Here is a 12049-nt window from a genome sequence, read left to right as displayed (position 1 = left end):
TCTCATTTTAAAAAAATGTTATGCAGAACCATAGGCAATAGCGCTATAGCTCTTTATAATCCGCGCCACACCATACTCAGGTATGCAAAACAACAGAACATTGACAGAGGTTATCATGGCTATTGAACGTACTTTTTCCATCATCAAACCAAACGCGGTGGCAAAAAACGTTATTGGCAGCATCTTCGCTCGCTTTGAATCTGCAGGGTTCAAAATTGTAGGTACCAAAATGCTGCACCTGACCGTTGAGCAGGCGCGCGGCTTCTACGCTGAGCACGAAGGTCGCCCATTCTTTGACGGCCTGGTGGAGTTCATGACCTCCGGTCCAATCGTGGTATCCGTACTGGAAGGCGAAAACGCCGTACAGCGTCACCGCGACCTGCTGGGCGCAACCAACCCGGACAACGCGCTGGCAGGTACTCTGCGCGCTGACTACGCTGACAGCTTCACCGAGAACGGTACCCACGGTTCTGACTCTGTTGAATCTGCTGCACGCGAAATCGCATTCTTCTTCGCTGAAGGCGAAGTGTGTCCACGTACCCGTTAATTTAACGGTTTCGTTTACACATTATTTTCGTAAATGCCGCGTCCAGACGTGGCATCCCTGCGCCAGACTTTGTACAATGCAACGCCCCGGACGAGCAGACCGCTTTCCGGGGCGTTTCTATTCAACCCTCCATGGGCCATAACGTGTAACAACGAGGCCGGTAAATATTATGTCTGAATTAGTGAATACCTCCGAAGTCGCCATTCCTGCGGTTCCCAATAAATATGGAAAAATCAACCTGCTGGATCTGAACCGTCAGCAGATGCGCGAGTTCTTCAAAGAGATGGGCGAAAAGCCGTTTCGTGCCGATCAGGTCATGAAGTGGATGTACCATTACTGCAGCGACAATTTTGATGACATGACTGACATCAACAAGGTCCTGCGCAATAAGCTCAAAGAAGTGGCTGAAATCCGCGCCCCGGAAGTGGTGGAAGAGCAGCGCTCCGCAGATGGCACCATCAAATGGGCGATTGCGGTCGGCGATCAGCGCGTTGAAACCGTCTACATTCCGGAAGAAGACCGCGCGACGCTGTGTGTCTCCTCCCAGGTTGGCTGTGCGCTGGAGTGCAAATTCTGCTCAACCGCGCAGCAAGGCTTTAACCGTAACCTGCGTGTTTCAGAAATTATCGGCCAGGTCTGGCGTGCTGCGAAAATCGTCGGCGCGGCAAAAGTGACCGGCACTCGCCCAATCACCAACGTGGTGATGATGGGGATGGGTGAGCCGCTGCTGAACCTGACCAACGTCGTTCCGGCGATGGAAATCATGCTGGATGACTTCGGCTTTGGTCTGTCCAAGCGTCGCGTCACGCTGTCGACCTCAGGCGTTGTGCCTGCGCTGGACAAGCTCGGCGATATGATTGACGTCGCGCTGGCGATCTCCCTGCACGCGCCAAACGATGAAATTCGTGACGAAATTGTGCCGATCAACAAAAAGTACAATATCGAAACCTTCCTCGCTGCCGTACGTCGCTATCTGGAGAAATCCAACGCCAACCAGGGTCGCGTCACCATCGAGTACGTGATGCTGGACCACGTCAACGACGGTACCGAACATGCGCATCAGCTGGCTGAACTGCTGAAAGATACGCCATGTAAAATCAACCTGATCCCGTGGAACCCGTTCCCGGGCGCCCCGTATGGCCGTAGCTCGAACAGCCGTATCGACCGTTTCTCCAAGGTGCTGATGGAGTATGGTTTCACCACCATCGTGCGTAAAACGCGTGGTGATGATATTGATGCCGCATGTGGACAGCTGGCTGGTGATGTTATTGACCGTACCAAGCGTACCCTGCGTAAACGCATGCAGGGCGAGACGATCGCGGTTAAAGCTGTTTGATTATTATGCACTCACGGCGCATTATCTGCGCCGTGAGACATAACCTTACTGAATAATCAGTCAGATTCGTGAAGACTGATCAATAATTACGGTGCGTTTCATCCGACTTTCGGGCAGTATGTAACGACGTAACAACAGTTTAGCCGTACGGGCAGGGCTGTACTGTCATCTCCGGGCTGACAGTCTTATACTCTGTGTTCAAGGTTAACTGACCAGAAGTTTCGCGGTGCGGGTGGCATTGTGACTCACCGGCGCCTGAACCCTTTTTTTCACGTACCAGTAGTTGTAGCGAATGAATACTGAAGCCACTCACGACCAACATGAAGCACTCTCCACTGGCGTTCGTCTTCGCAACGCCCGTGAACAACTCGGACTCAGCCAGCAAGCCGTCGCAGAACGCTTGTGCCTGAAGGTTTCCACGGTTCGCGATATTGAAGAAGATAAGGCACCCGCCGATCTGGCTTCAACGTTCTTGCGCGGTTATATCCGCTCTTACGCAAAACTGGTGCACATCCCCGAAAACGAATTACTGCCAATGATGGAGAAGCAGGCGCCGGTCCGTGCAGCAAAAGTTGCGCCGATGCAGACCTTCTCCCTGGGGAAACGTCGTAAAAAACGTGATGGCTGGCTGATGAGCTTTACCTGGCTGGTGCTGTTTGTGGTGGTCGGTCTGACCGGTGCGTGGTGGTGGCAAAACCACAAGGCGCAGCAGGAAGAGATCACCACCATGGCCGATCAATCCTCCGCCGAACTCAACCAGGCCGGAACGGATAACGCCCAGAGCGTGCCGCTGAATACCGACGGTGCAGCGACTTCCAGCGAGCCACAGACCGCAGCGCCAGATGCGACAGCGACCAATGCTGCGCAGGCTCCGGCAGCAACGGCTAACACCGCTGCGCCTCAGGCTCAGGATCAAAACGCGGTGGTTGCCCCTTCTCAGGCGAATGTTGATACTGCGGCGAACGCGCCTGCGGCTGCTCAGCCTGCAGACAATACCGCAGCGTCTCTGCCAACCAGCCCGGCGGGTACGGCGACACCCGCAGCCGACCCTAACGCGCTGGTAATGAACTTCAGCGCCGACTGCTGGCTGGAAGTGACTGACGCGACAGGTAAAAAACTGTTCAGCGGCCTGCAGCGCAAAGATGGCACGTTAAACCTAACGGGCCAGGCGCCTTATAAACTTAAAATCGGCGCTCCGGCAGCGGTACAGATCCAGTATCAAGGAAAACCTGTCGACCTGAGCCGCTTTATCAGAACTAACCAGGTTGCACGTCTTACCGTTAATGCCGAACAATCAGCAGCACAGTAACAGACGGGCAACGCGGGAGATTTTTCATGCATAACCAGGCTCCGATTCAACGTAGAAAATCGAAACGGATTTACGTTGGGAATGTGCCAATCGGCGATGGGGCACCTATCGCCGTTCAGTCGATGACCAATACGCGCACCACCGATGTGGAAGCGACGGTCAATCAAATCAAAGCATTAGAACGTGTCGGCGCGGATATTGTTCGCGTCTCCGTCCCGACCATGGATGCGGCTGAGGCGTTCAAACTGATCAAACAGCAGGTCAGCGTTCCGCTGGTGGCTGATATTCACTTCGACTACCGCATCGCACTGAAAGTGGCCGAGTACGGCGTCGATTGCCTGCGTATTAACCCGGGCAACATCGGTAACGAAGAGCGTATCCGCATGGTCGTGGACTGCGCCCGCGATAAAAATATTCCTATCCGTATCGGCGTTAACGCCGGTTCCCTGGAAAAAGATCTGCAGGAAAAATACGGTGAGCCTACGCCGCAGGCGCTGCTCGAATCCGCGATGCGTCACGTCGATCATCTCGATCGCCTTAACTTCGATCAGTTCAAAGTCAGCGTAAAAGCGTCCGACGTGTTCCTGGCCGTAGAATCTTATCGCCTGCTGGCAAAGCAGATCGATCAGCCTCTGCACCTCGGGATCACCGAAGCGGGCGGCCTGCGTAGCGGCTCGGTAAAATCCGCGATCGGTCTGGGGCTGCTGCTCTCTGAAGGGATCGGTGACACCCTGCGCGTCTCGCTGGCGGCGGATCCTGTCGAAGAGATCAAGGTCGGCTTCGATATCCTGAAATCACTGCGTATTCGCGCGCGTGGGATCAACTTCATTGCCTGCCCAACCTGTTCACGTCAGGAGTTCGATGTGATCGGTACGGTGAATGCCCTGGAGCAACGTCTGGAAGACATTATCACCCCGATGGACGTCTCCATCATCGGCTGCGTGGTGAACGGTCCGGGTGAAGCCCTGGTGTCAACCCTGGGCGTGACCGGCGGTAACAAGAAAAGTGGTCTCTATGAAGATGGCGTTCGAAAAGATCGTCTGGATAATAGCGACATGATCGACCAGCTTGAAGCCCGCATCCGCGCCAAAGCCGCCATGATGGACGAGACACAGCGTATCAACGTTCAGCAGGTTGAAAAATAACGTGATGGGAAGCCGTGAGCTTCCCATGTATGATTGAACCCATTCTTTGGGTTTTTTTTGTATATAGAAAGAGAATAAACGTGGCAAAAAACATTCAAGCCATCCGCGGCATGAACGATTATCTGCCTGGCGAAACCGCCATCTGGCAGCGCATTGAAGGCACGCTGAAGCAGGTGCTCGGCAGCTACGGTTACAGCGAAATTCGTTTGCCGATTGTAGAGCAGACCCCGTTATTCAAACGCGCGATCGGTGAAGTGACCGACGTGGTTGAAAAAGAGATGTACACCTTTGAGGACCGCAATGGCGACAGCCTGACCCTGCGTCCGGAAGGGACGGCGGGCTGCGTACGCGCCGGCATCGAACATGGTCTTCTGTACAATCAGGAGCAGCGTCTGTGGTATATCGGCCCGATGTTCCGCCACGAACGTCCTCAGAAAGGGCGTTATCGCCAGTTTAATCAGCTGGGTGTGGAAGTCTTTGGCCTGCAGGGCCCGGACATCGACGCTGAACTGATTATGCTGACCGCCCGCTGGTGGCGTGCGCTCGGTATCGCCGATCACGTTTCCCTCGAGCTGAACTCTATCGGTTCTCTCGAAGCGCGTGCGAACTACCGCGATGCGCTGGTGGCGTTCCTGGAACAGCATAAAGAGAAACTGGACGAAGACTGCAAACGTCGCATGTACAGCAACCCGTTGCGCGTTCTGGATTCTAAAAACGCCGATGTTCAGGCACTGCTGAACGATGCGCCTGCGCTGGGTGATTACCTGGATGAAGAATCTCGCGAACACTTCGCGGGCCTGTGCAAGCTGCTTGAAGCGGCGGGTATCGCCTATACCGTAAACCAGCGCCTGGTGCGCGGTCTGGACTACTACAACCGTACCGTGTTTGAGTGGGTGACCACCAGCCTCGGCTCTCAGGGCACCGTGTGCGCGGGCGGTCGTTACGACGGTCTGGTTGAGCAACTTGGCGGTCGCGCTGCGCCTGCGGTTGGCTTCGCGATGGGTCTTGAGCGACTTGTTTTGCTGGTTCAGGCAGTTAATCCGGAATTTAAAGCAGATTCCGTTGTCGATATATACCTGGTGGCCTCAGGCGCGGAAACGCAGTCTGCGGCAATGCAGCTTGCCGAACGCGTGCGCGATGCGCTGCCGGGCGTTAAGCTGATGACCAACCATGGCGGCGGCAACTTCAAAAAACAGTTTGCTCGTGCCGATAAGTGGGGCGCAAGTATCGCACTGGTGCTGGGTGAGTCCGAAGTGGCCAACGGCGAAGTGGTGGTGAAAGACCTGCGCTCTGGTGAGCAGACAACAGTAACGCAGGACGGCGTTGCGGCGCACTTGCGCACTCTATTGGGCTAAGGAGAAGGACTGCGTGGAAATTTACGAGAACGAACACGATCAGGTCGACGCGATTAAACGCTTCTTTGCTGAAAACGGCAAAGCGCTGGTTGTTGGGGTTATTTTAGGTGTCGGTGCGCTGGTAGGCTGGCGTTACTGGAACAATCATCAGGCGGATTCCGCGCGCGGCGCGTCCCTGTCCTATGAAAATACCGTGAGCGCAATTCGTGCCGATCAGCCGCAAACGCTGACGGCAGCAGAAAAATTTGCGGCTGACAACAAAAACACCTACGGTGCACTGGCTGCGCTGGAAGTGGCTCAGCAGTACGTTGATAAGAACGAACTGGATAAAGCCGTTGCTCAGCTGTCTCAGGGCCTTGCTGCCGCCAGTGATGAAAATCTGAAAGCGGTGATCAATCTGCGCCTGGCACGTATTCAGGTTCAGCAGAAAAAAGCTGACGATGCGCTGAAAACGCTCGATACCATCAAAGGCGAAGGTTTTGCTGCCATCGTTGCCGATCTGCGCGGTGAAGCACTGCTGAGCAAAGGTGACAAAGCGGGCGCGCGTAAAGCGTGGCAAGCTGGCGTCGAGAGCAATGCCTCACCTGCGCTGAGCGAAATGATGCAGATGAAAATAAATAATTTGTCCGTCTGAGAGGGACCCGATGCAATTGCGTAAATTACTTCTGCCAGGACTGCTTTCTGTTACGTTATTGAGTGGTTGTTCACTGTTCAGTGGCGAAGAAGACGTTGTGAAAATGTCCCCACTGCCGACGGTTGAAAACCAGTTTACCCCATCCACCGCGTGGGATGTCTCCGTGGGCAATGGGATTGGTGATTTCTATTCCAACCTTCATCCTGCATATGCAGACAGCGTTGTCTATGCGGCCGATCGCAAAGGTACCGTGAAAGCGGTGAACGCGGATGACGGAAAAGAAGTGTGGTCCGTTAACCTGGCGGAAAAAGACGGCTGGTTCTCCCGTAAGCCTGCACTGCTGTCTGGCGGCCTGACCGTTGCCGGTGGCCACGTCTACGTGGGCAGCGAAAAAGCGCAGGTGTATGCCCTGAACAGCAGCGACGGTTCCATTGCCTGGCAAACGACCGTGGCGGGGGAATCCCTCTCTCGTCCGGTGGTGAGCGATGGCCTGGTGCTGATTCATACCAGCAACGGCCAGCTGCAGGCGCTGAACGAAGCGGACGGCTTGGTGAAATGGACCGTTAACCTGGATATGCCTGCGCTCTCTCTGCGTGGCGAATCTGCCCCGGCTACCGCATTTGGTGCTGCCATTGTCGGCGGCGACAACGGTCGCGTAAGCGCCGTACTGATGCAGCAGGGCCAGATGATCTGGCAGCAGCGTATCTCTCAGGCCACTGGCTCAACGGAAATTGACCGTCTGAGCGACGTGGACACAACGCCGGTCATCGTTAACGGTGTGGTTTACGCGCTGGCCTACAACGGCAACCTGACCGCGCTGGATCTGCGCAGCGGCCAGATCATGTGGAAACGTGAGCTGGGCTCGGTGAATGATTTCATCGTTGAGGGTAACCGCATCTATATGGTTGACCAGAACGACCGTCTGCTGGCCCTGAGCACCGAAGGCGGCGTGACGCTGTGGACGCAAAGCGATCTGCTGCACCGTCTGCTGACTGCGCCAGCGCTGTACAACGGTAGCCTGGTTGTGGGCGACAGCGAAGGGTATATGCACTGGATCGATCCGGATAATGGCCGCTTTGTTGCACAGCAAAAAGTCGACAGCTCTGGTTTCCTGACCGACCCGGTCGTGGCCGACGGCAAACTGCTGATTCAGGCAAAAGACGGCACGCTGTACGCGATCACGCGTTAATTACCCGGCGGTTGTAGTATACTAAACGGCTCCTGTTCACTCAGGAGCCGTTTTGACATTTTTAAAAACGCCGCGAAAGCGACGTTATTTTGAATTTTATGAGGCTTCAAACATGGTACCTGTGGTCGCGCTTGTCGGGCGCCCTAACGTTGGAAAATCCACTCTTTTTAACCGTTTAACACGCACCCGTGATGCGCTGGTTGCGGATTTCCCGGGGCTGACGCGTGACCGTAAGTACGGTCGTGCAGAGGTGGAAGGACGCGAGTTCATCTGTATTGATACCGGTGGTATTGACGGCACAGAAGACGGCGTGGAAACCCGCATGGCGGAACAGTCGCTGCTGGCGATTGAAGAAGCGGACGTGGTGTTGTTCATGGTGGACGCGCGCGCTGGCCTGATGCCGGCGGACTCAGCTATCGCTAAACACCTGCGTTCACGCGAAAAGCCAACCTTCCTGGTGGCGAACAAAACCGACGGCATCGATGCCGATCAGGCCATCGCAGATTTCTGGTCACTGGGTCTGGGTGAGATCTACCCTATCGCGGCATCGCATGGCCGTGGCGTCACCAGCCTGCTGGAAACCGTTCTGCTGCCGTGGGTTGACGAAGTGAACCCGCCGGAAGAGGTGGACGAAGACGCGGAATACTGGGCGCAGTTCGAAGACGGCGAAGCGGGCGAAGAAGAAGAGCCTGAAGACGACTTCAACCCGCAGGATCTGCCGATCAAGCTGGCCATCGTGGGTCGTCCAAACGTAGGTAAGTCTACACTTACTAACCGTATTCTGGGTGAAGAGCGCGTGGTCGTTTACGATATGCCGGGCACCACCCGCGACAGTATCTACATCCCGATGCAGCGCGATGAGCGTGAGTATGTCCTCATCGACACCGCCGGGGTGCGTAAGCGCGGGAAAATCACCGATGTGGTGGAAAAATTCTCCGTTATCAAAACCCTGCAGGCGATTGAAGATGCCAACGTCGTGCTGCTGGTTATCGACGCGCGCGAAGGGATCTCCGATCAGGACCTCTCTCTGCTCGGCTTTATCCTCAATAGTGGGCGCTCACTGGTTATCGTGGTCAACAAATGGGATGGCCTGAGCAATGAAGTGCGTGAGCAGGTGAAAGAGACCCTCGACTTCCGTCTGGGCTTTATCGACTTTGCTCGCGTACACTTCATCTCTGCGCTGCACGGCAGCGGCGTGGGTAACCTGTTCGAATCCGTGCGCGAAGCTTACGACAGCTCCACCCGTCGTCAGAGCACCGCCATGCTGACCCGTATCATGAATATGGCTGCGGAAGACCATCAGCCGCCGCTGGTGCGCGGCCGTCGCGTGAAGCTGAAATACGCCCACGCCGGTGGTTATAACCCGCCAATCGTGGTGATCCACGGCAACCAGGTGAAAGACCTGCCGGATTCCTACAAGCGCTACCTGATGAACTACTTCCGTAAATCGCTGGACGTGATGGGCACGCCTATCCGTATCCAGTTCAAGGAAGGGGAAAACCCGTTCGCCAACAAGCGCAACACCCTGACGCCGAACCAGATGCGCAAGCGTAAGCGTCTGATTAAGCACATTAAGAAAAGCAAATAAGCTTTGCTGAACGCGCGAAAGCCCGCGACTCTCGCGGGCTTTTTTTTGCCCATTCATACCGCCGGTTTTCTCTGTGTGAAGTCAATCACTATTCACTTTTAACCAAGTTTAAATCTAAGAAAGTAGACAATCGTCGAATTTTCATCTTAAAGTCCAGGGTCCGGTACTAGACAAAACTAGCGCCTGGTTATCAAATGGTTAACCAACTTTTCGCCGCATGTAAAAAAATCGGCCAGATACGTAACTGGCCGGCGTACCTGCTGGTGTTTACAAGCACGACGACATACCTTTCGGGAGAATTATGCAATCCTCTGTTAATCAAAAAGAAAGCCGAACGTTCTTCGGCCACCCGTATCCGCTCGGTTCCCTGTTCTTCACCGAGATGTGGGAGCGTTTCTCGTTTTACGGCATTCGTCCGTTACTGATCCTGTTTATGGCCGCCACCGTCTATGACGGCGGGATGGGCCTGGCGCGTGAAAACGCCTCGGCGATTGTCGGTATCTTTGCCGGCACCATGTACCTGGCCGCGCTGCCGGGCGGCTGGCTGGCGGATAACTGGCTCGGCCAGCAGAGAGCCGTCTGGTACGGTTCGATCCTGATTGCGCTCGGTCACCTGTCGATTGCGCTCTCGGCCATCATGGGCAATAACCTGTTCTTTATCGGCCTGATGTTCATCGTGCTCGGCTCCGGGCTGTTTAAGACCTGTATCTCGGTAATGGTCGGTACCCTGTATAAAAAAGGCGACGCGCGCCGTGACGGCGGTTTCTCGCTGTTCTATATGGGCATCAACATGGGCTCGTTCATTGCCCCGCTGATTTCCGGCTGGCTGATCAAAACCCACGGCTGGCACTGGGGCTTTGGTATTGGCGGTATCGGGATGCTGGTGGCGCTGATTATCTTCCGCGTGTTTGCCGTTCCGGCAATGAAACGCTATGACGGCGAAGTCGGCCTCGACTCCACCTGGAACAGCCCGGTGGTGAAGCGTAACGGCGTGGGCGCCTGGCTGCTGGCGCTGGCGGCAGGCGTGGCAACGATCGTGACGCTGATTGCGCAGGGTGTGATTGTGATTAACCCGGTCGCGGTAGCCAGCGTGCTGGTCTACGTGATTGCGGCATCCGTTGCCCTCTACTTTATTTATCTGTTTGTTTTTGCAGGACTGAACCGTAAAGAGCGCGCCAGACTGCTGGTCTGCTTTATTCTGCTGATCTCCGCGGCGTTCTTCTGGTCCGCGTTCGAGCAGAAGCCAACCTCGTTCAACCTGTTTGCCAACGACTACACTAACCGCATGATCGGCGATTTCGAAATCCCGGCGGTGTGGTTCCAGTCGATCAACGCCCTGTTCATCATCCTGCTGGCACCGGTGTTTAGCTGGGCGTGGCCGAAGCTGGCGAGCATGAACATTCGTCCGAGCAGCATCACCAAGTTTGTTATCGGTATCCTGTGTGCCGCAGCGGGCTTTGGCCTGATGATGCTGGCGGCACAGAACGTGCTGAGCAGCGGTGGGGCGGGCGTGTCGCCGTTCTGGCTGGTGGGCAGCATCCTGATGCTGACGCTCGGCGAGCTGTGTCTCAGCCCGATTGGCCTGGCGACCATGACGCTGCTGGCGCCGGAGAGAATGCGCGGCCAGATGATGGGGCTGTGGTTCTGTGCGAGCGCGCTGGGTAACCTGGCGGCGGGTCTGATTGGCGGCCACGTGAAGGCCGACCAGCTGGATATGCTGCCGGATCTCTTTGCGCGCTGCTCCGTCGCACTGCTGATTTGTGCCGCGGTACTGATCGTCCTCATTGTTCCGGTACGTCGCATGCTGGAAAATGCGCAGACTAAACCGGCTGCTAACGCCTCATAAACCTCGGGCTTGCCGGGGCGGCGTTATGCCCCGGCATCGATTCCCTGAGGTGAAACTATGCAGTTAGGATTTGTCGGTCTTGGTGCGGTCGTGGAAACCGCGTATCTGCCCGCCTTACGTCGCCTTTATGGTCACGCGGTTCATTGTTTTGGATTTGATGTTCTCCCCACCAGGCAGCCTGAAGGCGTCACGCGCTGCGCTTCGCTTACGGAACTTCTCGCCGTACCGCTTGATACTCTCTTTATTACCACCGCATCGCTGCACCACCTCGAGGTGCTGGAACAGGCCATAGCCTCGGCCGTTCCGCGGATTGTGATTGAAAAACCGATCGTCGCCACGCTTCCCCAAATCGAAAAGCTCAACGCGCTGCTGGCAAACCCCGACGCTGCTTCCCGCGTGCTGGCGCTCGATCACTGGATGGCGCGCATCGAAACGGTAAAGCGGTCGCTGGTTGGCAGCGTCTCTGACATCGTCAAAATCGACGGCTTTTTGCAGGAGCCGAGCGGATATAACGCCGCAGGGGAACCCATCGCGCTTAACTTTGCCACCGGCGAGCCGGACGCGCGTACGCTTCGCCACCCGGACGGCGTGATTCTGGATATCGGTACGCACGTGCTGGCGATGCTGCGCGAAACGGTGCGTTATCTGGGCGGAAGTGATGATATGACCCTGCAGGTCGTCACGGCTAAAGACCGCCTGGGCCGCGCTATCGCAAAAGGCGACATGTCCACGGCGGAGGGCGAGGCGCATATTCAGGGCCGCATCAGCGGCGTGCCGGTGGATATCTGGCTGAACAAATACGCGGGACCCGCGGGCGGGCAAAAAGGATTACGGCTCTGTTTGCGCGACGGGCGCATCATCAGCCACGACCGGCGCGGCGCGGAGGATGTGCTTGAGCTGATTGAGGGTAAGGATATTCAGCGCTGGCATATTCCCGGGACACTCTACGAGCACTGTCTTGCCGGGCATATTCTGGGCACCAGCAGTCTTTTTGAACGGGATCCGCACGAGGTGAGCCGCACGACGCGCCGCAGGATAGCGGAAGTGGAACTGCTGCTGGCGTTACAGCAACAGCTGCGTGGCCCGCACTGAACGCGACG

At 56.1% G+C, this 12049-nt stretch carries 10 protein-coding genes; all 10 read left to right on the top strand.

Annotated elements, in window-relative coordinates; translation table 11 throughout:
• Nucleotides 1-115: 115 nt before the first annotated feature.
• The 10 genes from ndk to B498_RS07245 all read left to right on the top strand — a co-directional run bounded on the left by ndk (nucleotide 116) and on the right by B498_RS07245 (nucleotide 12041).
• Nucleotides 116-547, top strand: coding sequence for a nucleoside-diphosphate kinase (ndk, locus tag B498_RS07200; protein WP_003860625.1), 432 nt, complete (start codon nucleotides 116-118; stop codon nucleotides 545-547).
• A 169-nt stretch (nucleotides 548-716) separates the two neighbouring features.
• Nucleotides 717-1883 (top strand): bifunctional tRNA (adenosine(37)-C2)-methyltransferase TrmG/ribosomal RNA large subunit methyltransferase RlmN, encoded by a 1167-nt coding sequence (locus tag B498_RS07205; protein WP_008502140.1) that lies wholly within the window; start codon nucleotides 717-719, stop codon nucleotides 1881-1883.
• 292 nt (nucleotides 1884-2175) lie between these two features.
• Nucleotides 2176-3192 (top strand): cytoskeleton protein RodZ, encoded by a 1017-nt coding sequence (gene rodZ / locus B498_RS07210; RefSeq protein WP_008502139.1) that lies wholly within the window; start codon nucleotides 2176-2178, stop codon nucleotides 3190-3192.
• A 26-nt stretch (nucleotides 3193-3218) separates the two neighbouring features.
• The gene (gene ispG / locus B498_RS07215) at nucleotides 3219-4337 is read left to right on the top strand and encodes a flavodoxin-dependent (E)-4-hydroxy-3-methylbut-2-enyl-diphosphate synthase (protein WP_008502138.1); all 1119 of its coding nucleotides are present in this window, start codon (nucleotides 3219-3221) and stop codon (nucleotides 4335-4337) included.
• A gap of 80 nt (nucleotides 4338-4417) precedes the next feature.
• A complete protein-coding gene (gene hisS, locus B498_RS07220; RefSeq protein WP_032622984.1) occupies nucleotides 4418-5692 on the top strand; it encodes a histidine--tRNA ligase in 1275 nt (424 codons plus the stop codon).
• A 13-nt stretch (nucleotides 5693-5705) separates the two neighbouring features.
• On the top strand, nucleotides 5706-6326 hold the full coding sequence (locus B498_RS07225; protein ID WP_008502136.1) for a YfgM family protein: 621 nt from the start codon (nucleotides 5706-5708) through the stop codon (nucleotides 6324-6326).
• 10 nt (nucleotides 6327-6336) lie between these two features.
• Nucleotides 6337-7515 carry an outer membrane protein assembly factor BamB gene (gene bamB / locus B498_RS07230; RefSeq protein WP_008502135.1) on the top strand — a complete coding sequence of 393 codons (1179 nt, stop codon included), beginning with the start codon at nucleotides 6337-6339 and terminating at the stop codon, nucleotides 7513-7515.
• Between the two features lie 112 nt (nucleotides 7516-7627).
• A complete protein-coding gene (gene der / locus B498_RS07235; RefSeq protein WP_008502134.1) occupies nucleotides 7628-9103 on the top strand; it encodes a ribosome biogenesis GTPase Der in 1476 nt (491 codons plus the stop codon).
• Nucleotides 9104-9404: 301 nt separating this feature from the next.
• Nucleotides 9405-10949: a peptide MFS transporter gene (locus tag B498_RS07240; protein ID WP_008502133.1), complete on the top strand. Its 1545-nt coding sequence runs from the start codon at nucleotides 9405-9407 to the stop codon at nucleotides 10947-10949.
• Nucleotides 10950-11006: 57 nt separating this feature from the next.
• A complete protein-coding gene (locus tag B498_RS07245; protein ID WP_008502132.1) occupies nucleotides 11007-12041 on the top strand; it encodes an oxidoreductase in 1035 nt (344 codons plus the stop codon).
• Nucleotides 12042-12049 lie beyond the last annotated feature (8 nt).

The sequence above is a fragment of the Enterobacter sp. SST3 genome (assembly GCF_000286655.1).
GTDB classification, from domain to species: domain Bacteria; phylum Pseudomonadota; class Gammaproteobacteria; order Enterobacterales; family Enterobacteriaceae; genus Enterobacter; species Enterobacter roggenkampii.
Note: the sequence above shows the minus strand (reverse complement) of the source record. Positions and strands in the feature narration are given on the sequence as shown.

Bases quoted from the DNA above. Each gene is read 5' to 3' on its own strand.
- B498_RS07240 (WP_008502133.1), top strand. From the start codon at position 9,405: ATGCAATCCTCTGTTAATCAAAAAGAAAGCCGAACGTTCTTCGGCCAC.
- bamB (WP_008502135.1), top strand. From the start codon at position 6,337: ATGCAATTGCGTAAATTACTTCTGCCAGGACTGCTTTCTGTTACGTTA.
- ispG (WP_008502138.1), top strand. From the start codon at position 3,219: ATGCATAACCAGGCTCCGATTCAACGTAGAAAATCGAAACGGATTTAC.
- B498_RS07245 (WP_008502132.1), top strand. From the start codon at position 11,007: ATGCAGTTAGGATTTGTCGGTCTTGGTGCGGTCGTGGAAACCGCGTAT.
- ndk (WP_003860625.1), top strand. From the start codon at position 116: ATGGCTATTGAACGTACTTTTTCCATCATCAAACCAAACGCGGTGGCA.
- B498_RS07205 (WP_008502140.1), top strand. From the start codon at position 717: ATGTCTGAATTAGTGAATACCTCCGAAGTCGCCATTCCTGCGGTTCCC.
- rodZ (WP_008502139.1), top strand. From the start codon at position 2,176: ATGAATACTGAAGCCACTCACGACCAACATGAAGCACTCTCCACTGGC.
- der (WP_008502134.1), top strand. From the start codon at position 7,628: ATGGTACCTGTGGTCGCGCTTGTCGGGCGCCCTAACGTTGGAAAATCC.